Annotated in this window: 20 protein-coding genes and 2 tRNA genes; 9 read left to right on the forward strand and 13 right to left on the reverse strand. The window is 63.4% G+C overall.

Translation table 11 applies throughout. The features are described 5' to 3' along the window. Positions 1-33 precede the first annotated feature (33 nt). Entirely contained in the window at positions 34-2115 is a 2082-nt protein-coding gene (locus R0J92_RS01520; protein ID WP_411050497.1) for a molybdopterin-dependent oxidoreductase, read from the forward strand. Positions 2116-2230: 115 nt separating this feature from the next. After that, positions 2231-3628, forward strand: coding sequence for a PLP-dependent aminotransferase family protein (locus R0J92_RS01525; RefSeq protein WP_411050498.1), 1398 nt, complete (start codon positions 2231-2233; stop codon positions 3626-3628). A gap of 68 nt (positions 3629-3696) precedes the next feature. Here R0J92_RS01525 and R0J92_RS01530 read toward each other — a convergent pair. From R0J92_RS01530 to R0J92_RS01555, 6 genes are all read right to left on the reverse strand, one after another. Beyond that, a tRNA-Glu gene (locus R0J92_RS01530) sits at positions 3697-3771 on the reverse strand. A 202-nt stretch (positions 3772-3973) separates the two neighbouring features. Then, a tRNA-Glu gene (locus R0J92_RS01535) sits at positions 3974-4048 on the reverse strand. Between the two features lie 124 nt (positions 4049-4172). Further along, a complete protein-coding gene (recJ, locus tag R0J92_RS01540) occupies positions 4173-5915 on the reverse strand; it encodes a single-stranded-DNA-specific exonuclease RecJ (protein ID WP_411050499.1) in 1743 nt (580 codons plus the stop codon). Between the two features lie 112 nt (positions 5916-6027). Beyond that, positions 6028-7011, reverse strand: coding sequence for a class II fructose-bisphosphatase (gene glpX / locus R0J92_RS01545; protein WP_106162211.1), 984 nt, complete (start codon positions 7009-7011; stop codon positions 6028-6030). A gap of 179 nt (positions 7012-7190) precedes the next feature. Continuing rightward, on the reverse strand, positions 7191-8477 hold the full coding sequence (locus R0J92_RS01550; RefSeq protein WP_106162212.1) for a homoserine dehydrogenase: 1287 nt from the start codon (positions 8475-8477) through the stop codon (positions 7191-7193). Between the two features lie 96 nt (positions 8478-8573). Further along, complete coding sequence (locus R0J92_RS01555; RefSeq protein WP_317386865.1) at positions 8574-8882, reverse strand: hypothetical protein; 309 nt, start codon at positions 8880-8882, stop codon at positions 8574-8576. Positions 8883-9001: 119 nt separating this feature from the next. Between R0J92_RS01555 and R0J92_RS01560 the strand changes: the two genes are divergently transcribed. Together R0J92_RS01560 and R0J92_RS01565 are read left to right on the forward strand one after the other, a co-directional pair. After that, positions 9002-9589, forward strand: a complete 588-nt coding sequence (locus tag R0J92_RS01560) for a TetR/AcrR family transcriptional regulator (RefSeq protein ID WP_165798083.1) — start codon at positions 9002-9004, stop codon at positions 9587-9589. Between the two features lie 5 nt (positions 9590-9594). Next, positions 9595-10083 carry a GNAT family N-acetyltransferase gene (locus tag R0J92_RS01565; protein WP_411050500.1) on the forward strand — a complete coding sequence of 163 codons (489 nt, stop codon included), beginning with the start codon at positions 9595-9597 and terminating at the stop codon, positions 10081-10083. A 363-nt stretch (positions 10084-10446) separates the two neighbouring features. Here the strand turns inward: R0J92_RS01565 and R0J92_RS01570 are convergent, their stop codons facing one another. The 3 genes from R0J92_RS01570 to R0J92_RS01580 form a co-directional block, all read right to left on the reverse strand. Continuing rightward, on the reverse strand, positions 10447-11358 hold the full coding sequence (locus R0J92_RS01570; protein ID WP_411050501.1) for a pirin family protein: 912 nt from the start codon (positions 11356-11358) through the stop codon (positions 10447-10449). A gap of 258 nt (positions 11359-11616) precedes the next feature. After that, positions 11617-13074: a Na+/H+ antiporter NhaC gene (gene nhaC / locus R0J92_RS01575; RefSeq protein WP_106162216.1), complete on the reverse strand. Its 1458-nt coding sequence runs from the start codon at positions 13072-13074 to the stop codon at positions 11617-11619. A 387-nt stretch (positions 13075-13461) separates the two neighbouring features. Next, positions 13462-14742, reverse strand: a complete 1281-nt coding sequence (locus R0J92_RS01580; RefSeq protein ID WP_411050502.1) for a D-amino acid dehydrogenase — start codon at positions 14740-14742, stop codon at positions 13462-13464. Positions 14743-14850: 108 nt separating this feature from the next. On the opposite strand from R0J92_RS01580, the gene R0J92_RS01585 reads away from it, so the two are divergent. Together R0J92_RS01585 and R0J92_RS01590 are read left to right on the forward strand one after the other, a co-directional pair. Next, on the forward strand, positions 14851-15456 hold the full coding sequence (locus tag R0J92_RS01585; RefSeq protein WP_411050503.1) for a helix-turn-helix domain-containing protein: 606 nt from the start codon (positions 14851-14853) through the stop codon (positions 15454-15456). A gap of 170 nt (positions 15457-15626) precedes the next feature. Next, on the forward strand, positions 15627-16118 hold the full coding sequence (locus R0J92_RS01590) for a hypothetical protein (protein WP_106162219.1): 492 nt from the start codon (positions 15627-15629) through the stop codon (positions 16116-16118). Between the two features lie 31 nt (positions 16119-16149). Here the strand turns inward: R0J92_RS01590 and R0J92_RS01595 are convergent, their stop codons facing one another. Beyond that, a complete protein-coding gene (locus tag R0J92_RS01595) occupies positions 16150-17097 on the reverse strand; it encodes an SRPBCC family protein (RefSeq protein ID WP_411050504.1) in 948 nt (315 codons plus the stop codon). 360 nt (positions 17098-17457) lie between these two features. Between R0J92_RS01595 and R0J92_RS01600 the strand changes: the two genes are divergently transcribed. Next, a complete protein-coding gene (locus tag R0J92_RS01600) occupies positions 17458-18843 on the forward strand; it encodes an MATE family efflux transporter (RefSeq protein WP_411050505.1) in 1386 nt (461 codons plus the stop codon). After that, entirely contained in the window at positions 18840-19295 is a 456-nt protein-coding gene (locus R0J92_RS01605) for a glyoxalase superfamily protein (RefSeq protein ID WP_106162222.1), read from the forward strand. Before R0J92_RS01600 ends, R0J92_RS01605 begins: the two co-directional genes overlap by 4 nt. A 60-nt stretch (positions 19296-19355) precedes the next feature. Here R0J92_RS01605 and R0J92_RS01610 read toward each other — a convergent pair whose 3' ends face one another. Genes R0J92_RS01610 through R0J92_RS01620 form a run of 3 tightly spaced genes read right to left on the reverse strand, consistent with a single transcriptional unit; the run spans position 19356 to position 22216 of the window. Beyond that, complete coding sequence (locus R0J92_RS01610) at positions 19356-19964, reverse strand: TadE/TadG family type IV pilus assembly protein (protein ID WP_106162223.1); 609 nt, start codon at positions 19962-19964, stop codon at positions 19356-19358. A 3-nt stretch (positions 19965-19967) separates the two neighbouring features. Beyond that, a complete protein-coding gene (locus tag R0J92_RS01615; RefSeq protein ID WP_106162224.1) occupies positions 19968-20510 on the reverse strand; it encodes a TadE/TadG family type IV pilus assembly protein in 543 nt (180 codons plus the stop codon). After that, positions 20507-22216 (reverse strand): pilus assembly protein TadG-related protein, encoded by a 1710-nt coding sequence (locus R0J92_RS01620; RefSeq protein ID WP_411050506.1) that lies wholly within the window; start codon positions 22214-22216, stop codon positions 20507-20509. Before R0J92_RS01620 ends, R0J92_RS01615 begins: the two co-directional genes overlap by 4 nt. Before the next feature lie 372 nt (positions 22217-22588). Between R0J92_RS01620 and R0J92_RS01625 the strand changes: the two genes are divergently transcribed. Further along, positions 22589-24019, forward strand: a complete 1431-nt coding sequence (locus R0J92_RS01625) for a Glu/Leu/Phe/Val family dehydrogenase (protein WP_106162226.1) — start codon at positions 22589-22591, stop codon at positions 24017-24019. Positions 24020-24087 lie beyond the last annotated feature (68 nt).

The raw sequence follows: 24087 nt of genomic DNA on the forward strand, positions 1-24087 counted from the left end.
GTTGAAAACCCTCAGCCAATGCGGAGCACAGCCATGTCCAGCCAACATCCTGAAGCCGAAGTCTCGCGCATCCTGCCCAGCGTCTGCCCGCTGGATTGTCCCGACACCTGCAGTCTCAGCGTCGAGGTCACGGGCGATCAGATCACCGCCGTGCGGGGCTCCGAGGCCAATCCCTTTACCGCCGGGGTGGTCTGCAACAAGGTCACCCGCGCCTATCCGGATTTCGTGCACGGCCCCGCCCGTCTGACCCATCCGTTGCGCCGTGTTGGCCCGCGCGGATCGGACGAGTTCGAGCGGATCAGCTGGGACGCGGCGCTGGATCTGGTGGCAGAGGGCTTTACCGCCGCGATTGACGCGCATGGGCCCCAATCTATCCTGCCGCTGAACTACGCCGGCCCGCATGGCGAGCTGGCCGGTGGCTCGCTGGACCGGCGGTTCTTTTATCGCCTTGGGGCCACACGCATGAACCGCGGCCCGCTCTGTGGCGGGGTGCGCGGCCTTGCCTATGAGAGCCTCTATGGCAACGCTCCCGGCATGCCGCCGGAACAGGCCGCACATTCCGACCTGATCGTGGTCTGGGGCAACAATGTCACCGTCTCCAACCTGCATTTGACCCGCGTGGTCAAAGCCGCCCGTGCCAGGGGCGCCCGGCTGGTGGTGATCGACCCCAAGCGGATCAAGCTCGCACAGCAGGCGGATCTCTACCTGCAGGTCAAACCCGGCACTGATGTGGTTTTGGCCCATGGCATCGCCGCCGAACTGGAGCGGCGCGGCGCCTTCGACAACGGCTTTATCGCGCAGTGGGTGCAGGGCGCGGAGGCCTATATGGCGGAGGCGCGCAGATATACCATTGCCGAAACCGCCCGGATCTGTGGCCTTGACGAGGGCGACATCCTGCAACTAGCGGACTGGATGCAGGTGGCGGACCGCATGGCCACCTCCACCGGCAACGGCATGGAGCGTGGGCGCTCCGGCGGCTCTGGCCTGCGCGCGGCGATGGCGCTCAATGCGCTGCTGGGCCAGCACGGGCGGCTTGGGGCCGGGGTGGTGGCCAAGTCCGGTCTCGCCTCGCCCAAGACCCGGGCGCGGCTGCAAGGTGACCACCTGATCGACCCGGCGACACGGGTGGTCAACATCCTCGACGTGGCGCGGCTGATGCTGGACCGGGACCAGCCCACGCCAATCAACGCTGTGATGATCTACAACCACAACCCCATCGCCACCCATCCCGATCAGGCCCGCATGATCGCGGCGCTCAGCCAGCCGGAGATCTTCACCGTCGGCTGCGATGTGGTGATGACCGACAGCATGGCCTATTGCGATGTGATCCTGCCTGCCGCCACGCATTTCGAGCATGACGAGATCTTTGCCGCCTATGGCCAGAACTACGTGCAACGCGCCGCGCCGGTGATCGCGCCGGTGGGCGAGAGCCTGCCCAACACCGAGATCTTCCGCCGTCTGGCGGCGCGCTTCGGCTACACGGAAGCCGCCCATCAGGCCAGTGACGCGCAGCTGATGGATGACGCGATGGACGCCAGCCATCCGCAGTTCGAGGGCCGCCCGCCAAGTCAGATGCCCACCGACCGCGCGCTGGAAATGCAGGCTCAGGACGGCACTGCGCTGATCCTCTGCGACACAGTGCAGCCCGACACGAAAAGCGGCCGGATCGAGCTGTTCAGCGATGCCCTGCAGGCGGAGACCGGCTTTGGCGTGCCGCGCTTTGATCCGGTGCCGCAGGACCTGCCGCTGGTGCTCATCACCCCCAGCTCCGATAAGCGTATCAACGCCACCTTCGGGAGCGCGCCGCTCTCTGCCGGCCCCGAAAGCATCGAGGTGCACCCAGAGGATGCGGCCGCGCGCGGGCTGCAGGATGGCGACACGGTGGAGGTTTCCAACACCCGCGGCAGCGTCACCTTTCGACTCAAGGTCTCGGACGCGATGCAACGCGGCGTGGTTTATGCGCCCAAGGGCACATGGCGCATCAGCTCCGCCACGGGTCTCACGGCCAATGCGCTGATCCCGGTGGAGGTGCGCACGGATATCGGCGACGGCGCCTGCTACAATGAGACTTTCGTGGAACTGCGCGCCTTTGCCGGTTTGCAGGCCGCCGAGTAGGCGAGGGCACCTCACGACAGATAGGACAGGACCGGGCCTCGGGCCCGGTCTTTGCTTGTTGCGCCATTGGCAGGGCGTTACGCTCTCCTTCAGCACATACTCACCGGACCAATTGATGCCTAAACCCACGCCTGCCTTCATGCCGGACCGCGCCTCTGCAGTGCCGATGTTCGAGCAGATCTGCGTCTCCTTCCGCGCCCGCATCCGCTCCGGCGCGCTGGAGACCGGCGCGCGGCTGCCCGCAACCCGGGCCTTGGCGCAGGATCTGGGCGTGGCGCGTGCCACTGTGGTCACCGCCTATGAACAGCTGGTGGCGGAGGGCTATCTCGCCTCTCGTCGCGGCTCCGGCTACACGGTTTGCGCCATGGGTGAGGTCGAACTGTCCCCGGGCGCGCCCGCGACCGCGCCCCCGGAATTGACCGAGCGCGGAGATCTGCTGTTGGAGGCGGGCCAGCCCGACATGCGGCTGTTTCCGCACCGCGCTTGGGCCAAATGCGTCGCCCGCCTGTGCCGCACCCGGCCAGAGGACATGCTCAGCGGCTGTGGCCGTTTTGGGCACCCGGAGCTGCGGCAGGCCATCGCGACCCATGTGCGCGACTGGCGCGGCATCGCGGCGCGTCCGGACCAGGTGCTGGTGACCTCCGGCGCGACCGAGGCGCTGGACATCTGTCTGCATGCGCTGGCCACGGCCGAGGGCGCGGTGGGGGTGGAGGATCCGGGCTTTCCCCCGATCCGCCGCTTTGCCGAGGCGCAGGGCCGCTGCACCCGAGATCTGGCGCTGGACCCACAGGGGGCGGAGCTGCCGACTCCCGGCGATGGCACCGATGTGGTGGTGCTGACGCCCTCGCATCAATACCCGCTGGGCGGCGCGATGACAGCGGGGCGACGGCAGGACTTTGTGCGCTGGGCGGCGCAGTCGCAGGGCTGGATCATCGAGGATGATTACGATTCGGAATTCCGCTACGCCGGCCGCCCGATCCCGGCATTGGCGGGCGTCGACGGGCAGGGGCGCACGGTCTATATCGGCAGCTTTTCCAAGATCTTCTCCAACAGCCTGCGCATGGGCTATATCGTGGCCCCCGATGGGCTGATTGACCGGCTGGCACAGGCCATGCGCGCCAAGGGGGCACGCGCCAGCGCCATGCCGCAGGCGGCCCTGGCGGAGTTCATGCAGCAGGGTGAGTTCTACCGGCATCTGCGCCGGGTGCGCCGGATCTACGCGGAGCGCCACCGCAACCTGATCGAGGCCCTGCGGGCCGGGTTTGGCGATGTGGGGCATGTGGTGGACCATCAGGCCGGCATGCAGGTGGTTTTGCATCTGCATGCCGCATTTGCAGACAGGCCAATCGTAGCCGCCGCCCGCGCCGAAGGGGTCGGGGCCGAGGCGCTTTCGGCCTACAGCCGCCGCGCGGGCGCCTGCAACGGCGTGGTTCTGGGCGCTTGCCTCAATGATCTGGACGAACAGGCTGAGGCCCTGATCCGCCTGCGACGGGCCATTTCCTCAACAGGATAATCCCCGTCGCGCCTGCAAATAGATCGTGTGTGAGTGGTGGGATGCGCCAGCTTTTCGAAAAGGAAAAGTGGTACTCCGTAGGGGAATCGAACCCCTCTTTCCAGGTTGAAAACCTGGCGTCCTAACCGATAGACGAACGGAGCACTCTTGGTGTGAGCGGGTGTTTACTGAAGGTGGCCCAACCGCGCAAGAGGAAATCTGCCCAAAGTGCAAAGTTTTTACGACAGGGGGCAGAGCGTGAGATTCATAGTGAAACCAAGCGTTTAACGTGACGCGCGACATGTTTCACGCGGCATTGCATCGCGCAGTGTGCGGGATGTTTGCTCGATAACTACGGGGAGAAAGTGGTACTCCGTAGGGGAATCGAACCCCTCTTTCCAGGTTGAAAACCTGGCGTCCTAACCGATAGACGAACGGAGCACTCTTGGTGTGAGCGGGTGTTTAGGGTTTTGCGCCGCAGGCCGCAAGCGAAAAAAACGCGGGCGGCGCAAAATTCTTATCCACAGGCGGCTGGAGGGCGCTGACCTCGCCCTTTGACGCCATGTCAAGCCTCGGCGGCGTCCTCCAACCGCAGTTGCGCGCTCTGGCGGCCACCCCAGGTGTTCACCTCCAGCCGTCCGGCCACATGAAACCGCGCGCCACCATGCTCCAGCAGGCGCGGCCCCAGCGCGGTATCAAAGGCCCCAAAGGCGATGGCGTCGATATTGCCGCCCATGCCATCGGTAAAGCTGACCTTGAGATGCGATTCGCCCACCCGTTTGGCGAATCTCACCGCCATGTCGGGAAAGCCGTAGCGCGGGGCAGGGGCGCCAGCGCCAAAGGGTCCGGCCTGTTCGATCTGTTCGATCAGATCCACGGTGGCCGCGCCCGGCATCAGCATGCCGTCGAGCTTCAGATCGGAGGGCCCGAGGTCTCCGGCGCCCTGTTTCTCCAACAGCTCCGCCAGCCGCGCCATGGCTGGTTCCAACTGGTCGCGCGCCACGGTTAGCCCCGCCGCCATCTTGTGGCCGCCGCCCTTCAGCAACAGCCCTTCCATCGCCACCCTCTGGATCGAGGCGCCAAGGTCGATGCCGGACACCGAGCGGCCCGACCCCTTGCCCTCATCGCCATCCAGTCCGATGACAATAGCCGGGCGACCTGTGGCCTCCTTCAGGCGCGAGGCGACGATGCCGACCACGCCCGGATGCCAGCCTTCGCCCGCCGCCCAGACCAGAGGCGCGTCAAAGCCACGCTCCTCAGCCTGTTCCAGGGCGGCGGCGCGCACGGCGTTTTCAATGTCGCGGCGCTCGGTGTTGAGCTGATCCAGCCGTTCGGCCAGCGCGGCGGCCTCATGCGGGTTCTCCGTCGACAACAGCCGCGCACCGAGATCCGCCTTGCCGATCCGCCCGCCCGCGTTGACGCGCGGGCCCAGCAGGAACCCGAGGTGATAGGTCGAGGGCGCCGAATCCATCCGGCTCACATCCGCCAGCGCCACCAATCCTGCGCGCTGGCGCTGACCCATGACCTTCAGCCCCTGGCGTACCAACGCCCGGTTGGCGCCGATCAGCGGCGCCACATCAGCCACGGTCGCCAAGGCCACCAGATCCAACATCGCCATCAGGTCCGGCCCCGCGCCAAGCCCCTTTTCGCGGGCCTGACGGCGCACCTCGACCAGCATCAGGAACACCACGCCGGCAGCGCAGAAATAGCCCAGATCGCCATCCTCGTCCTGGCGGTTCGGGTTCACCACCGCCACGCAGTCGGGCAGGGTCTCGCCGCCCAGGTGGTGGTCCAGCACCACCACATCCGCGCCCTTGGCCGCGGCGATCGGCCCATGCGAGAGCGTGCCGCAGTCAACGCAGACAATCAGGTCGTGATCGCGCGCCAGACCGGCCATGGCGGCGTCATTGGGGCCATAGCCCTCGTCGATCCGGTCTGGAATATACAGCGTCGCCTGCTGCCCCATCTGCCGCAGATAGACCATCAGCAGCGCCGCCGACGACCCGCCATCCACGTCATAATCGGCAAAAATCGCAATCCGCTCGCGCCGTTCCACCGCCTGCAAGAAACGTGCGGCGGCGGTCTCCATGTCCTTCATCCGACGTGGATCTGGCAGCAGCTCCTTCAGTTGCGGGGTCAGGAACCCGGTGGCCTCATGCGCGGGCACCCCGCGCCGTGCCAGCACCTGGCAGACGGCGGCGGGCAGGCCGGTTTCTTGCGCCAGATGCTCACCCGCGCGGGATTGATCGACGCCGGGTCCCCGCCAGCAGCGCCCGGTCAGAGAGGTCTCGACACCCAGAAAACTCAAATCCGCACTCCCGTTATGTGCAAAGGCCGGACCCGTGCGGGACCCGGCCTTTCATCTTTTCCCAAATACCTAAATCCCGACCCCAGCTGCAAGCGCTGAGGCCGAAGCGGGATTACTGATGCGCGCTCAGCGGCGTGCGGTAGGTCATGCGCCGCACCGAACCGGTCTTGGAGCGCATCAACAACGTGGTCGTCTCAACCCAGCCCGGCTGGCGCTTGATGCGCGGCAGCAGCGAGCCGCCGGTCACCCCGGTGGCGGCAAAGATCACGTCCTGCGTCACCATCTCGTCAAGGGCATAGATGCGGTCCAGATCGGTGATACCGGCCTTGGCGGCACGGCCACGCTCGTCATCGTTGCGGAACAGCAGCCGGCCAAAGATCTGCCCGCCCATGCATTTCAGTGCAGCCGCCGCAAGCACGCCCTCCGGTGCGCCGCCGGAGCCCATGTACATGTCGATGCCGGTGGTCTCGGCCTCGGCGCAGTGCATCACACCGGCCACGTCGCCATCGGTGATCAGGCGGATGGAGGCACCGGTTTCGCGCACCTCGGCGATCATCGGCTCGTGACGGGGGCGTTCCAGAATGCAGACGGTGATGTCGGAGGGGGCGCAGCCCTTGGCCTTGGCCAGCGCTTCGACCCGCTCGCGCGGCGACATGTCCAGTGACACCACGCCCTCGGGGTAGCCCGGGCCGATGGCCAGCTTGTCCATATAGGTGTCGGGCGCGTGCAGCATGGAGCCGCGCGGCCCCATTGCGATCACGGTGAGCGCGTTGGGCATGTCCTTGGCGGTCAGGGTGGTGCCTTCCAGCGGATCCAGCGCGATGTCGACGCCGGGGCCATTGCCGGTGCCCACTTCCTCGCCGATGAACAGCATGGGTGCTTCGTCCCGCTCGCCTTCGCCGATCACCACCACGCCGGCGATGTCCAGCAGGTTGAGCTGTTCGCGCATGGCGTTCACGGCGGCCTGGTCGGCGGCCTTTTCGTCGCCGCGCCCGATCAGCGGGGCAGAGGCCAGGGCGGCCTGTTCGGCAACCCGGGCCAGGCCCAGGGACAGCAGGCGGTCGTGAAACGGCGCGTCGGCGGTGGTCGAAGTCATTCCCAGTATTCCTATCTCAAACTAGCGCGATCCCATTTGGCATAGCCCGGCCGCCCCCATCGGGGCAAGGCGCGGGCGAAGCTGGTGTCGCTAACAGTTACGCATATGGTTCGGTCTTGCGCGGGCTGCCGCCGAGGCGATCAGGGCCCGCGCGCTTTGCCCCCTATAGAGGGGAAATGTCACAGTTCTTCGATGCGCAGCGCCACCGGTGCGCCCTCGACAACGCCGGTTGCAGCCAGCCCCTCCAGTGCCTGTTCCAGCATTGCGGAGGTGCATTTGTGGGTCACGATCAGCACCGGCGCGATGGTGGTGGCATGGTCGTACTGGCGCATGCGGTGGATCGACACGCCCGCATCACCAAGCGCCGATGCCACCTTGGCCATGGCACCGGGCTTGTCCTGCAGCGCCATGCGCACGTAATGCGGCGCGGGCAGGCCGGTCTGTGCCGCCGGGGTCTCTTCCAGCGTTGCGGCAGGCTGGCCAAAGGTTGCGATGCGCAAGCCGCGCGCAATGTCCAGAACATCGCCCATCACCGCGCTGGCGGTGGGGCCTTCACCGGCACCGGGGCCGCGCAGCACCACCTGTTCGATGGCGTCGCCTTCGATCACCACCATATTGGTGCCGCCCTCCAGCTGGCCCAGCGGCGAATTCGCGGGCACCAGACAGGGGGTCATACGCTGCTCCAGCCCGCGGGCAGAGCGCTGCGCCACGCCCAGAAGCTTGATCCGGTAGCCCATGTCGGCGGCGTGGCGGATGTCCTCGATGGCGATGCGCTGGATGCCTTCCAGCTTCACATTGTCAAAGGCTGGTTTGGTGCCAAAAGCGATGGAGGCCAAGAGCGCCAGCTTGTGACCGGCATCGATGCCGCCCACGTCCAGCGTCGGGTCGGCTTCGAGAAAGCCCAGATCATCGGCCTCCTTGAACACGGTCGCATAGGGCAGGCCGGCGGTTTCCATCCGGGTCAGGATGTAGTTGCAGGTGCCGTTCATCACCCCCATGACGCGGGTGATCTCGTTGCCCGCAAGCCCCTCTGTGAGGGATTTGATCACCGGGATGCCACCGGCCACGGCAGCTTCAAAGCGGATCACGCGGCCATTGGCCTCGGCCTGTTCGGCCAGCGCCTGACCGTGAATGGCCAGAAGCGCCTTGTTGGCGGTGACCACATCCTTGCCCGCCGCCAATGCGGCCTCGGTGGCGCGTTTGGCGGCGCCCTCGTGGCCGCCCATCAGTTCGACAAACACATCCACGTCATCGCGGGTGGCCAGCGCCACCGGGTCGGTCTCCCAGGCGTAGTCCTTCAGCGAGACGCCGCGATCCTTGGTGGCGTCTCGGGCGGAGACGGCGGTAATCACCACCGGGCGTCCCGTGCGGGCCTCCAACAGGGCAGCATGGCGGCGGATGATTTTCACCACGCCCATGCCGACCGTGCCCAAACCTGCAATCCCCAGTCGAAGCGGTTCAGTCATAGTGGAGGTCCTTATTGTATTGGCGGTCTATGGGTTCGCAGTCGCCTTAGCGGCTCTGGCCCGCTGGTGCAATGTTCAACGCGGCCAAACCCTGCCTCAGGGCTGACGGCGGCGTAATTCCTCGGCCCGTCGGCGCAAACGGGCCGCACGGGCATCAAGCGTATCCGACAGCTCGGCGCTTTCCTCTTCGGGCAGCGGCTGCTGTGCCAGGGCGGTGTCGAGCGGCAGCAACCTGGGGTAGGGCTGTTGGCGCAGATCCGCAGGCAAGCGGTCCTCAAGCTGCGGCACGCGCGAACAGCCCGCCGTCAGGGCCAGCAGTGCGCAGGCCGACAGAACCACACGGCGCGCCGCCACAGGTGCAGGCGCAGAGAGCATCAGGGTGGTCAGTTTGGCGGGGATGGACATACCAAGCTTTCTGTCTGGAGTTTCGCCCTTGATGCACAAATGCGCCTGTGGGTACAAGTTAATCTGCGCGGGCTGCCATGCCGCTTTTATCTGAACAAATGTTCAGTTACCTTGGGCATATGGCACGTACTCAAGGTTCCCATTCCGACATCACCGGCCCCCGCATCCGTGCGGCCGCGCAGGAGCTGTTTGCCCGCCACGGCTATGCCGCCGTCTCCATGCGCCAGATTGCGGGTGCGGTGGGGGTGCAGGCAGGCGCGCTCTATAATTATACCGCCGACAAGCAGAGCCTGCTGTTCGATCTGATGCAGGCACATATGGAGGGGCTGTTGTCCGCATGGGCGACAGAGCAGGTGCCTGAGGATGTGATGGGGCAGCTGGAGGGATTTGTGCGGTTTCACATCCGCTACAACCTCGAACGCCCGGATGCGGTGTTCATCGCCTATATGGAGCTTCGCAATCTCACCGAGGAGAATTTTGCCCATATCGAGGACCGCCGCCGCGCCTATGAGGACCAGCTTGAGGGTATCCTGAAGGCCGGCGTGGCGCAGGGGCTGTTTCGGGTGCCGGATACCAAGATCGCTGCCTTGGCGGTGATTGCGATGCTGAACGGGGTATTGACCTGGTACCGCGACGGTGGGCGCTTGTCGCTGGTGGAGGTCGAGACGCTCTACTGGGACATGGTGCGCAAATCGGTGGGGGTGTAGGCCACATGGCACTGTTGGCCTTGCAGTCGGAACGGTTACGGGCGGTCCCCGTCGCGCGACTGTCGCCACAGGATCGCGACGCGCTGTTCGAGCCCGAAGTGGTTACCTATCTGCCGGATGGTTTTCAGGGGCTGGAGACGGATGCCGCACGTTGTGTGCTGCTGGACGGCGTGCAGCAGGAGGCCGAGGTGGTGGCGCTGTCAACCCGGGCCGGCGAGGTGATCGGACTGTTGATCCTGTCGCATGGGGCTGCGGGAGATCGCCTGCGTCATCTCGGGTATCTCTTTGTCCGAGCGACCTGGGGGCAGGGATACGCCAGCGAAATGCTGCGCGCGCTTCAGGACCTGTATCGTGGCCAGCCTGTGGTCCTATCCGGTGGTGTAATGGCGGACAACGCCGCCTCTGCCCGGGTTCTGCAAAAGAACGGCTTCGTGCGGGGCGCGCCGAGCGAGGCAGGTGAGGTCACCTATACCTGGGATGCGGAACGCGGTTGAGGGTGCCAAGCGGAGCGCTTCCGCGCGCTTTTATTCTGCAGGGGGCGAGGTGATGGCTGTTGGCGGGCGCGGTGTCTGGCGCTGGTGTTGTAAAACAGGGCTGCTGAGACGGTCCTGAGGGGCAGGTCTGCCCTCAGGAGCCGCGTTCAAGTTTTTTGAGGTTGGGCGCGTCAAGGGCACGCCGCCCGTGCCGGGCGGGGCCGTTGGCCCCCTTGACCCGATGGGCGGGTGTTGTGGGTGATTGCGACATAGAGAGTGAGCAGCGCTGGAGCGCCGCTCACAGGGAAAAGTGGGCACCGGTTTTCCCCGATCAGTGGGCGGGCCGCGCCGCTCACAGGGAAAAGTGGGTACCGGTTTTCCCGATCAGTGAGCGGGCCTAATAAACGTCCCGTTGCGCAGCTCGGCAAAGGCTTTTTGCAGCTCGGCCTGGGTGTTCATCACGATGGGGCCGTGCCAGGCCACCGGCTCCTCGATCGGGGCGCCGGAGATCAGCAGGAAGCGCACGCCCTCGGGGCCGGCCTGAACGGTGACCTCGTCGCCGGTCCCAAAGCGCACCAGCGTGCGGTCCCCGGACATGTCGCGGATGTTGACCTCGTGGCCTGCGACCTCCTTTTCCAGCAGCACGCCGGTGGGGCGGGAGGCATCGGCAAAGGCCGCCTGACCATTGAAAACATAGGCGAAGGCGCGGCGGTAGGTGTCGATCTTGAAGATCTTTTTCACGCCTGCGGGGATATAGACATCGAGATATTGCGGATCGGCAGCAATGCCGTCGACCGGGCCGCGTTTGCCCCAGAATTCGCCCACGATCACCTTCACCCGTGTGCCGTCGTCGTCGATGACCTCGGGGATGTCCTTGCCCTGCACGTCCTGATAGCGCGGTGCGCACATCTTCTGGCTGCCGGGCAGGTTGCCCCAGAGCTGAAAGCCATGCATCTGGCCCTTGGTGTTCCCGCTTGGCATCTCCTGATGCAGGATGCCGGACCCGGCGGTCATCCACTGCACATCGCCCGCGCCAAGGCTGCCGGTATTGCCGAGGCTGTCGCCATGCTCGACAGCGCCTTCCAGCACATAGGTGATGGTCTCGATGCCGCGATGGGGATGCCAGGGAAACCCCTGTTGGTAGAGCTCCGGGTGGTCGTTGCGAAAGTCGTCAAACAGCAGGAACGGGTCCAGCTCGCTGGGGTCCTGAAAGCCGAAGGCGCGGTGCAGATGCACGCCAGCGCCCTCCATCGTGGGTTGGGCGGCGCGTGTTTCCAGAATGGGGCGCAGTGACATGTGGATCTCCTGATGAGAGGTTTCATCACAGAAGATAGGCTGCGCGGGGCGATGGGAAAATCTGCGGAGGCTCACCGGGGCTGTGCGTATGCGCAGGGCTGGAGAGGTGCGTGGCGTCGCCGAAGCCATTGGGGCGCTGTTGATGGCCGGATCGGTGGCTGTGCCTGGCGATCGATGCCGGGGGCCGCGTCAGCAATCGCGGCTAGGTGGCCGCCCCCGGCCTGAACCGGGAGCAACCAATGATGGGTGTCGTGAGGGTTACTCTGCCGGACGTTCTGCCGCGTCGCCGGTGGCGGGCAGATCAGCCGGATCCGCCTTGGGTGTGAACAGGCCGGTCCAGGCGTAGAAAATGCCAAACACCGGGGCCAGCCAGCAGGCGAAGGACAGCGGAATATAGAGCAGGTTCTCCAGGTTGCCCTCGGAGATGCCCAGCGCCAGCGCCGAGATCACGAATGCACCGCCTGCGTTCCACGGGATCAGCGGCGAGATGATGGTGCCGCCTTCTTCGGTGGCGCGTGCAAGGTTCAGGCGCGAATAGCCCATACGGTCATAGACCGGCTTGAACATGCGGCCCGGCAGTGCGATCGACAGATAGGGGTCGCCCGCGACGGTGTTGGTTGCCATCGACGACAGGATCGCCGAGGTCTGCAGGCCTGCGATGGTCTTTACCCGTCTGGTCAGGACCTCGATGATCGCCGCCAGACAGCCGGTGCGCTCCAGCGCGCCACCAAAACCAAGCGCGATCAGGATCAGCGAGATGGTCCACATCATCGACTGGATACCACCCCGGTTCATCAGCGCATCCATCGCCTCGACCCCGGTTTCGACGGAGTAGCCGTAGTTGGCGTAGGTAAAGATGTCATGCACCGATGCGCCCTGCACGAAGATCGCGATCAGCGAGGCCACCACCACGCCGATGAACAGGGTCGGGATCGCCGGCATTTTCATCATCGCCAGCGTCACCACCAGCAGCGCCGGAAGCAGCAACCATGGGGTGATGTCAAACGATCCGTCCAGCGCGCCCTTGAAGCTTTCGATGCGCTCGAAGGAGGGCTTGCCCTCACCGAGGCTGAAGCCGACGATCGTGTAGATCAACAGTGCGATCAGCATGGCCGGAACCGTGGTGGGCAGCATGTTGCGAATGTGGTCGAACAGATGCGTATCCGTCACAGCAGGGGCCAAGTTGGTCGTGTCCGACAGCGGCGAGACCTTGTCGCCGAAGAACGCGCCGGAGACCACGGCGGCGGCGGTCCAGTAGGCCGGGATATCAAATCCCTCGCCAATGCCCATCAGCGCCAGGCCAACGGTGCCGACGGTCCCCCAGGAGGTCCCAAGCGCCAGTGACACGATCGCACATAGGATCATGCCGGCGGCCAGGAACAGCTGTGGCGATAGGATCGACAGGCCATAGTAGATCAGGGTTGGAACCGTACCCGACGCAATCCAGGTGCCGACGATCATGCCGACAAGGATCAGCACCGACACCGCCGGAAAGGAGACCGCGATGACGTGGAACGCGCCTTTTTCGATCTCGTCCCAGGTCAGACCCTCGATGAGCCCGACAACCGCGGTCAGCGCGATGCCGATCGCCAGCGGAATATGCGGCGTGAAATCCCCGAAGTAGAAGATCTGAACCGCAAGTATGCCCAGCGTCAGAATGATCGGCACCAGCGCCAGCCCGATCGATGGGCGGATATCTGTTTTTTGTAATGGCATTAAGTATGTCCTCTCTGTTGTTGTCCGACCCGGTGTCATCCGCAGATAAGACCGGAGCGGGATTGCGCGTTCTTGGCGTCAGTTTGTCCGGGGCAAGGCCGGTGTAGTCACGGAAACATCTTCAAAGGCTTGGCCCGCACGGTTGGCCGGGCGAACGTCGCCCACTGATGCGTGCTCTGCCCATGGCCTGCCGTCGCGGCGCCCTAAAGGCATCGCGCGCAAGAGTGCAGCGGCGTGCAGCGGCACCATGCTGTTACCATGGACCCCACTGGCCGATGTGTCCAATGTGCCTATTCGCGTGTCTCTGCGCGCAGCAGAGTGCGGGGCGCTGCGGGGCAGGTGCTGGCCGAAAATGTTCATCAGATCTTCCTCAGTCGTCGTGCCGGGTTAGGCGCTCTTGAGCCAGCTGGCTGTCTCGGAAACGTCGGATGGGGCAGGGCGCACGCCATCGACAAGGTCACTCAGCACCTGCGCGGCCCCCGCCGCCATGGTCCAGCCAAGTTGCCCGTGCCCGGCGTTGAGCCAGACATTTGGCGTGTTGCGCAACTGGCCGATATAGGGACGCCCGCTTGGTGTGCTGGGGCGCAGCCCGGCCCAGTGGCGGGCCCCGTCAAGATCCACGGCGCCGGTAAAATGCCGGGCCACGTAACCGTCCAGATGTGCTGCGCGGTCGGCCCGTGGGCTGCTGTCATGGCCCGCAAACTCGGCAATCCCCGTCACCCGCAGCCGATCCCCAAGCCGGGTCACCGCCACGAGGTTGGTTTCGTCCACAAAGGGGCGCTGCGGGATGCGGCTGTCGTCAAGGATTGTATAGGTGGCGGAGTAGCCCTTCACCGGGTAGATCAGCGGCCGCACGCCAAGTGATGAGGTCAGCGCCGGGGTGCCGGTCCCGGCCGCGACCACCAGCTGATCGCAGGCAATCTCGCCGGATGGGGTCTGGACCGCCTGCACCCGCCCCTCTGCGCGCCGATACCCGGTCACGGATGTTTCGTAGCAAAAGGTCACGGTGGTGTTCTGCTGCAACCATTCCGCCAGGGCCTGGGTGAAACGATGGCAGTCGCCCTTGCTGTCGACGGATGACACCAGCCCGCCCTGCAATGTGCCCTCAAAGGTGCGCAGGGCAGGGTCGCGCTGGATCAGCTCTGACGCGCTCAGCGGCACAAACCCCTGATCCCCGTTCGACAGGCTCTTGACCCGCGCATGATAGGCCGCGCGATCCCCGTACAGATAATACGCCCCGTCATGATCCTGATCGAAGTCCAGACCCGTGGCCTGTTCGAGATCTTGCAGCATCCGACGCCCATGGCGAGACAGCCGTGCCATGGCATTGGAATTGGTCGCATGGGCGCGGGCGGTGCAATGGCGCAGGAAGGCCAGCCCCCAACGCCAGAGGTCCGGGTCCAGCAGCTTGCTGATTTTCAAACTGGGCGCGCGCCCCAGTACCGCACCAAGCATCTGGCGCGGGGCCGCAGGCGCGGCCCAGCTTTCCGCATGGCCGACAGCGATGATCCCGGCATTGGCATAGCTGCAACCGGACGCCGGTGCCTCCGCCTGATCTATGACAGTCACCTGATGGCCTCGCATGGCAAGGTGGTAGGCGGTGGTCAGCCCCACAACGCCCGCGCCAATCACGGCAAAACGCTGGCCACTGTCCTGTTGGTCATGCATACTTTCATCCAAATCGCTCAGAGCCGGTGCATATAGGCAGTTTTTGGTAAAATAAGAAAAATCATGTCTCAAACAACAAAAAAAGACTCATCTTCTCTTTCAACTGCATTGGCCCCCTTGCTCGACGACAGTGAAAAAGAGCGCATCCGCAGCGAACTCGGCAGGCGTGTCAAAGGTTTACGCAGCTCGGCAGGGATGACGTTGGAACAGACCTCCGAACGCACCAGCCTTGCGGTTTCGACCATCTACAAGATCGAAAACGGCAAAGTGTCCCCCAGTTTTGAGAATCTCTTGCGACTCGCGCGGGGTTACGGCGTCGGCTTGGAGAAGCTGATCGCAGAGCCGGAGGATGAGGTCAGCACCACCCGTCTGACCGTCACCCGCGCGGGGCAGGGCCGGTCTGTCGAAGGCAAGGTCTACGACTACGAGGTGCTCTGCAACGGGCTGACAGGCAAGAAGATCATTCCGCTGATCGGCACCATCAGCGCCGCCGGAGACACATCGCCCGCGCATCTGGACCGCCATGACGGCGAGGAGCTGCTGTTTGTGCTCTCGGGCGAGGTCGAACTGCTGGTGGAGCATTACGAGCCGGTCATTCTGACCGCCGGGGACTGCGCCTATTACGACAGCACCATGCGGCACGGTGTGCGCAGCACCGGGCCCGAGGAGGCGCGCGTGTTCTGGGCCTGCACCCATATCAACGGTCTGGACTAAGGCGCGGCCCGGAGGGAGGTCGGATCTGCGCGGGCGAACCGATGCGGGCGGTCGCCCTCCATACCATGATCAGGCCGCTGAACGCGTATCGCCCGTACAGGCGCAAAAGGGCTGTTAGATCCGGCTGTTTTTCGCTAACCCTCCGTCATTGACCTGAGGGAGAGCAATCCATGACCAGCCTGCACGGCTCTGACGAGATTTTTGCCACGGTGGAGGCGTCACCGTCGCGCCGCGTGATCGGTGTGTCGCTGCTGGTCGGATTGGGGTTGATGACCCTCTATGTCGCCATGTCGAGCACGCCGGGTCTGGCTTGGCAGGCGTTCCTGCTGGCGGTTTCCGGCGGGTCGCTGTGGATGGGCTATCGCATGTGGCAGGCCACCGCCCACCGGATTGAGCTGACCGCCGAAGGGCTGCGCTGCTCTGACGGGACCGAGATCATCCGGATCAAGGACCTCGATGTGCTGGATCGCGGCTTCTTTGCGTTCAAACCCTCCAACGGGTTTCTGATGCGCAGCAAGATCACCGGCGAGCGCTGCTGGTACCCCGGCCTCTGGTGGCGCATGGGACGGCGCATTGGTATCGGCGGTGTAACACCGGGCTCGCAGACCAAAACCATGACCGAAATCCTCGCCGCGATGATGGTAGAACGCGACGCGGGCTGAGGGGCTGGTCGTTGCTGGCAGACCTGTCGGGTTATCCGGCCAAGCTGCGTTCCGTGCGCGCCTTGACCAACTCCAGGATCACGTCATGGAAATCGTCAAAGAAGAAGTTGTGCCAGAATTCCGCGTAAGCCCCCATGCCTGATCCATCATAGGTCCAGGTGGTCAAGGAAAGCCGCGTTTTGCCGCCGTGGTCTTCGAGGACATATGCGCCGCGCAGGACATCAAAATGCTGGCCGCCCACCTTTACATGCGGGTCTTCGATATCCTCGGGGGCCCAGCCGTCTGGAAACTCAAAATCCCATGCAATGCGCCGATCAGGTTCATATGCGGTGATCCGCTCCAGAAAATGAATGTCGTCTCCCCAGTGGGAATGCCGCACGGCACCGTCTGATCTCTCCTCCCAAACCGCCGCCGTGGGTTTGGGCACCCCAAGCAGATGTGAGCTGCGCGTGGGGATCTCGTTTGGCGAAATATCCGGAATGGATTTGAGCATCTGAAACACCACCGCAGGCGGCGCGTCGATCAGGATCGAGTCCGAGATCTCATATACAGTTGGACCCGTTGGCAGCATATCCAGCAGAACGATGGCCAAAACCGGCAGGCTTGCGGCGCTCAGGGTGCTCTTCGAGAATGTCTTCCAGCGGTCATAGCTGAGATATAAAACGCCCCCGAGCAACGTGCCAAACAGGATCGGGATCAGGGCCATTGTGATGCAGATCAGCCCCTCAAGACCGCTCACCAAAGAGCCGAGCAGGGACAGGAGCATGACGAACAACAGCCATGCGATCGACTTGCCAAACGTCTTGAGCGAATTCTTGGGGCGGAACCACATGATGATGAAGCCCGCCAGGGCGGGAAACCCCAAAAGATACGTAAAACCGACAGGGTTGATCATGACCACGGTAATGGCGGCAAGGCCCAATATGCCTGCGGCCAGCGCAATGGCGGGTGCCAGTATCCGGAGTGTATTTGACAGCATCTCTAATGCGAACTTTCTCTGACCTGCTGAAAACAGACATAAATTCATACGGTTCAATATACGCCCAACGCCTGAAATCAGCCCGGACTGAACGCGGCGGCCACCGTTCATGCATGTGTTAAACCAAAACCCATGAGGAGGGAACGCGACCTTTGGCGCGATCATCGGGACTTGACGCACGCCCGGACTCAGCCTAAGCGAGGCTTCAGGGGCGCAGACCCCCGCCGCCCGCTGGCCTTTGGCCTTGGTGAAGTTCTGCAGACATCTCTGTCTATCGATCATCCTCCACGCATTTCGCGCGGGTGGTAATGCGGGTCCCATCCTGTTCTTGCGCGACACCTGCAAGAGGAGATCGGGGATATGACATCTTCCCCCACCAACCATTTTCTGACCGGACGATTGGGTCCGATCTATGCCAAGACCGCTCTGCCCATCATTTTTGTGATGGGGATGAACGGCTGTCTGACCGTGGCAGATGCTTTGTTTCTGGGGCATTTCGTTGGGCCGGAGGCGCTGGCCGCCGTGACACTGATGTTTCCCGCCTACATGCTGGTCGTGGCGCTGGCGACGCTGGTGGCCAGCGGTATGTCCAGCCGCCTTGCCCGGCACCTCGGCGCGGATGAGACCGCGGCGGCGCAGGCGGATTATGCCGGCGCGCACGGTCTGGCGCTGGCGGTCTCGGTCGCGCTGATGCTGGCCTTTGTGCTCTGCGGCAATGCGGTGACGCAGGCCGCAGCCGGGGGCGATGCGGCGCTGGCCGCCATGGGCCACACCTACCTGCGCATCACCGTGGGCTGCACGCCGTTGTTGTTTGTGCTGTCGGTCAATTCCGACGCGCTGCGCAACGAGGGGCGCGCGGGGCTGATGGCGCTGATGAGCCTTGTGGTCTCGCTTTCCAACATCGCCTTCAACTACCTGCTGATTGCCGAGGCTGGGCTGGGCGTTGCAGGCTCGGCGCTGGGCACCGCCCTGGCGCAGGCCTTGGCGCTCGCCCTGATCCTGGTGTTTCGCCTGCGCGGCCAGTCCGTATTGACCCCCGCCGTGTTGCGACAGCAGAGCCTTCTGGCAGGCTGGGGGCGGATGCTGGCGCTTGGCGCGCCACAAAGCCTCAATTTCATCGGCATCGCGCTGGGGGCGGCGGCGATCATGGCGGCACTGCAATGGGTTGAGACGCCGGATTACGCGCAGATCGTCACCGCCTACGGGGTGATTACCCGGCTGCTGACCTTCAGCTTCCTGCCGCTTTTGGGGCTGTCCTATGCGATGCAAAGCATCACGGGCAATCTTTATGGCGCAGGCGCGCACGGGCGGGTGCGTCAGAGCCTCAGGCTCGCCTGCATGATGGCGCTGCTCTATTGCGCCACCATGCAGGCCACGCTCAGCCTCGGCGCGGCGCATATCGCGGGCTGGTTTGTCACTGACCCCGGCGTCATCGCGCAGGTTGCGCGCATCCTGCCCATTCTTGGCGGCTTGTTCACCCTCGCGGGGCCGCTGATGATGGTGGCGATGCATTTCCAGGCCATCGGGGACGCGGCGCGTGCGGCGCTGTTGGGACTGGCGAAACCCTATCTCTTCTCGATCCCGCTGACGTTTGTTCTGGCGGCACACTGGGGGGAACTGGGCATCTGGCTGGCCGCACCGATGGGGGAGGCGGCGCTGTTGCTGCTGACGCTTCTGGTGGTGCTGGACCTTCGCCGTCGTGGCAGAGTGCTGCCAATCAATCAAGCGCCGGAGGGCACCCCATGAGACAGGACTTGCCAACCCTTGCCCAAGCCAAGGCAACGGCGCGCGAATGGCGCCAAGAACGGGCGCAGCAGGGCGAAGCCCACAGCCACAGCGCAGCGCTTGAACATGTCGCACAACAATTGGGGTTTCGCGACTGGAATGCCTGCGTTGCCACATTGACCCAAGCGGATGCGCGCCAGTTTGCTCCGGGGGAGCGCGTCTCGGGCCGGTATCTGTCGCAGCCTTTCACCGCCCGGATCCTGCGCGCCACTCCGGCGCCGGGGCACCCCGGCTGGTTGCGGCTGGAGCTGCATCTGGACGTGGCGGTGGATGTGGTGACCTCGACGCGGTTCTCGAACCTGCGCCGTCGGGTCACCGGCGTGATTGGCCCCCAAGGCTTCAGCCAGGAAAAGACGTCGGACGGGCAACCGCATCTGGTGATCGACGCAAAAAGGCCTCAGCCCGACCCGTGATGATCACGGCCGGGCTGAGGCAGGACAGACCGCCGTTGCAGCAACAACGGCGGTCTGCTCTTAACTCTCGGCGTTGTCGACCACCTCGTCGTCATGGATGGTGCCATCGCTGACCACAGATCCCTCAAATGCGATCTGCGAGGCAAAGCGCGGGCGGGAGAAGACGAGATTGTAGATATTGCGTGTGCCAAGACCCACATTGAACGCCGGTTCCACGTCATTCCAGGTTTCGACAACGATGATCCGTTCCTCATCCGGCATCGTCGGCAGCTTGTCCTCGATGTCGACCACCGTCGCGTCGGTCCAGATGTCCATCTGCGCGCCACGTTCCACGGACCAGTCCACATAATAGCGCGCATCATCCGCGTCCCAGCGGATCACCGAGACCCGCATCGACATGCCAGAGTCGGCGCGTGCCATCATCCGCCCCAGCGTGTAGATGCTGTTGATGTATTCGTCGTTCAGCGCGGTGGTTTCACGCGAGATGAGGTCGGAGACCGTATAGGCGGCCTTGGTGTTCACGGTTTCCTGCCGGAACAGGTCGAACAGGGTAAAGGTGACTGCAAAGACGCCCAGCAGGAAGGGCAGGTAAATTGCAGTTTCGATCGCGATATTGCCGTCTTCGCGGTGCCGAAATCGACGCAGGGTATCTGATAGCATCTTGAACATGGCTTACTTTGGCTCCTGAACAAAGGCGCTGGAGGCAAACAGGCGGACCCGCCCGTCATCATCTTTCTGCATGCTGCCGCCCAGGCCCCAGAGCGGGAACAGCGGATCAAAGCTCATGCAGGCGCGCAGGAACATCAGATCGTTGGATGCGCCATTGACGAAGGTGTTGACCGGGTCGACCTGCTCGATCGAGTCCACGCAATCCGGGACCGACGTGACACCGGACCAATTGAACGGGTCCAGCTGGACCATCTCCAGCTTCAGCGACACCGCGCAATCGTCGATCATGCCGGTGCGGTCGCAGATGCGGTCACGAATGTCGTCGTGTTGCATGTTTCCACCCGTTCCGAGGCGAATATCGCGCACCGTCATATCCATGGCGCGGTCCAACATGACCTGACGCAGGGTGATCATGCCCAGTTCGACCGTGGCAAACAGGATCATCAGCATCAGCGGAAACAACACGGCAAACTCGACCGTTGCGTTGCCGTCCTCGTTGCGGCGGAAGGCCCGCAGGGTTTTTATGGGATTTGGCCAGTTCATCATTCCGTCAACCTCAGCTGGCGGATGGCGGTGGCGATGGACGCAAAGGCATCCGAGATCTCCAACCCATCCACGTCATAGTAATGCGAGGCGGAGCTTGCGCATTGCTGCAAGACCTGCTGGCCGCGCCAGGGTGCCTCGAAACCGATCGTGAAGACGACGATACCCTCGTCCTTGGCCGCGTCGCATACCGCCAACGTGCGGGAATCTTTGCTGTTTGAGCCGACGTAGGAATAGATGCGGTCATACCAGTAGTATCTGGCGTTGTTCATCCAGTCGCCGAAGAGCCTGTTGTAGACATACTTCAGAGAGGTGTCGGCAAAGAGCTCGTTGTAGGTCAGTTCTTCTGCCTGGCCCGGCTCTTCTACGGTCTTGGTCTGCCAGGACCCGTAATAGCAATTGCCGTAGTAAATTGTGCCGGTGCAGGTGGTCTCCTCATAGGTTCCGTTCCCATAGGCATGATCTTCCCATGTTCTGGTGTGGTCCCAAAAGAACCTGTCGTAGCTGCGGTTGGGATTATATGTGGAGTAGACGTCGGCATCTTCATTATACCAGACCGTCGACAGGCCATCGCGATAGCTGTTGTTGACGTAGTATTGCGAGGTGTTCTGCCCGTCGGTCATCATCACGATCACCTTCAGCGTTTCGGTGTCCGAGTATGCCACCGGGCGGTCGGCGTAGATCGAGTCGATCGACTGGTTCGGGTTCTCACTGTCGGCAAGCTGCGCGATGATCGGCTGCACAGATGGATCCAGCAGCGCGGTGCCCCATTTCATGCCCAGGTCGATGGATGTGTTCTCGGAGGGGCTGAAGCGATCAATGTAGTTCTGCAACTGCGCGACATTGTCCGACATCAGAAGCGCCGTGCGCTCCGGGTTGTCATCATGCGAGGCGCAGGTGGGTTGACGCACATGCTGGTTTCTGTCGCGATAATCACCGCTGTTCCAGATCGTGAAATGCATCGCGCGCTGATAGGTCTGCTGCAGATCAAGGTTCGCGGAGTTGAAGTCGGACTGGCCGAAGTTCAGGCAATGGGAATAGCGGTTCTCACCGCTGACCTGCATCCGGTCGAGAAAGGCCTCGGGCATCGACACCTGTGTCGAATAGGGCACGATGGAGATCGTCATATTGCCGTCTTCGGTGTTCTCGTCCATGGTCTGGACGAACTCCTTGGCGGCCCGTTTCAGGTTCACCAGCCGGGAATTGTTGCGCATCGAGCCGGACACGTCGAGCACCAGTGAGATTTCCACGTTGCCGATGCTCTCGATCGCAGTGGCGGCGGCGTTCAGCGGCAGGACGCTCTCGTAGCCGGCGAATTTCATCCAATAGGGATCAAAATCCGCGTCCACGCTTGCGGAAACGCGTCGAGACGAGACCGAGACCTCGGCGTCCACGGCGGTGGTATATTCGCCGAGACCGGATTTGGTCATGTAGTCGATCACCACCTCTTTGGCATCCAGCGGCTGATCCAGGTCGGCCGCCGCCAGCACGGAGCGGTCAAGCGTATATTGCAATTCGGTGCGATCCCGTTCCAGGCGCACGACATCCATGCCGATCCCGGCCACAGCAAGCATGAGCAACAGCGTCGCGACCATCGGCTTTGCCAGCACACCGCTTTCGTCTTCGCGAAAGCGCTTCAGTCGGCACATCAGACCCGACCGCGATTGCGGTCCGGTCAGAGCAGATGAATTCCAGAAGTTTACCTTCATAGTTCATTCGTTCCTTCGGTCCGATGCGCGCAGACTCAAACCTGAGAGGCCTGGGCACTTGTGGACATGAATATTCTCTTAATTTTTGTTGAGGAAGATGGCCGAACTTGGGCGGAACCACGCCTAACTTGGTGCTTCTTATGAAATTTTGATCTTAATCCGCGCCCGGCTGTCGCGGTTGTTCCACGCTTGGAAACAATCACGGTTGGGGCCATGCGCAGGCCCGCTCTGAACGATTCGTGATCGCTAACGTTCTTAAACTGCCAGTTTTTTGTGCAATTTCCGGGGATAAACGGTCGCAGTCGGTAACGTTCTCTGCATAGATGGGGAGCATACTCACTTGAGTCGTTTCAGAAGGACGGGGATTATCCCATGAGCAATCTCAAAGAACCCAGCTTCCGCGAAAGTGTGGATCTCATGTTCAACCGCGCGGTGGCGCTGATGGACCTGCCGCCCGGGCTGGAGGAGAAAATCCGCGTCTGTAACGCCACCTACACGGTGCGTTTCGGGGTCCGCCTGCGCGGCCAGATGCACACGTTCACCGGCTACCGTTCGGTCCATTCCGAACATATGGAACCGGTCAAGGGCGGCATCCGCTACGCCATGGGCGTGAACCAGGACGAGGTTGAGGCGCTGGCGGCGCTGATGACCTACAAATGTGCCCTGGTCGAAGCACCCTTTGGTGGGTCCAAGGGCGGTCTGCGCATTGACCCCCGCCAGTATGAGGAGCACGAGCTGGAGCTGATCACCCGCCGCTTTGCCTATGAGCTGGCCAAGCGCGACCTGATCAACCCCTCGCAGAACGTGCCCGCCCCCGACATGGGCACCGGCGAGCGCGAGATGGCGTGGATTGCGGACCAATATGCCCGCATGAACACCACCGACATCAACTCCCGCGCCTGTGTCACCGGTAAGCCGCTCAACGCGGGCGGCATCGCTGGCCGGGTCGAGGCCACGGGCCGCGGCGTGCAATATGCGCTGCAGGAATTCTTCCGCTACGAGGAAGACAAGGCCAAGGCCGGTCTCTCCGGCACCCTCGATGGCAAACGCGTCATCGTGCAGGGTCTCGGCAACGTGGGCTACCACGCGGCCAAGTTCCTCTCTGAGGAGGACGGCTGCAAGATCGTCGGCGTGATCGAGCGGGACGGTGGGCTGTTTGATGAAAACGGTCTCGATATCGAGGATCTGCGCGCCTGGATCGCCAAGCACGGCGGCGTCGATGGCTACCCCTCGGGGCAATATATCAAGGACGGTGCAAAGTACCTTGAGGAAGAATGCGACATCCTGATCCCGGCGGCGCTGGAAGGGGTGATCAACCTTTCCAACGCGGCCAATGTGAAGGCCAAGCTGATCATTGAGGCCGCAAACGGCCCGGTGACCGCCGGTGCGGACGAGATCCTGCGCAAGAAGGGCGTGGTCATTATCCCCGACATGTATGCCAACGCCGGCGGTGTGACGGTCTCCTACTTTGAGTGGGTCAAGAACCTGTCGCACATCCGCTTTGGCCGCATGCAGCGCCGTCAGGAAGAGGCGCGCCACCAGCTGGTGGTCGATCAGTTGGAAATGCTGTCGGAAAGCATGGGCAAGGCCTGGTCGCTCGATCCCAAGTTCAAGGAGAAATACCTCCGCGGCGCGGGCGAGCTGGAGCTGGTGCGCTCCGGTCTCGATGACACCATGCGCATTGCTTACCAGTCCATGCGGCAGGTCTGGCACGAGCGTGATGATGTCTCCGACCTGCGCACCGCCGCCTATCTGGTCTCCATCGACAAGGTGGCCTCCAGCTACCGCGCCAAGGGCCTCTGACGCGCCTGCACAGCAATCAACAAAAACGGCGGGTCTCCACCCGCCGTTTTTTGTTTTGTCTCCCAAGG

Source organism: Tritonibacter sp. SIMBA_163 (genome assembly GCF_046535935.1).
Classification (GTDB): Bacteria; Pseudomonadota; Alphaproteobacteria; order Rhodobacterales; family Rhodobacteraceae; genus Epibacterium; species Epibacterium scottomollicae.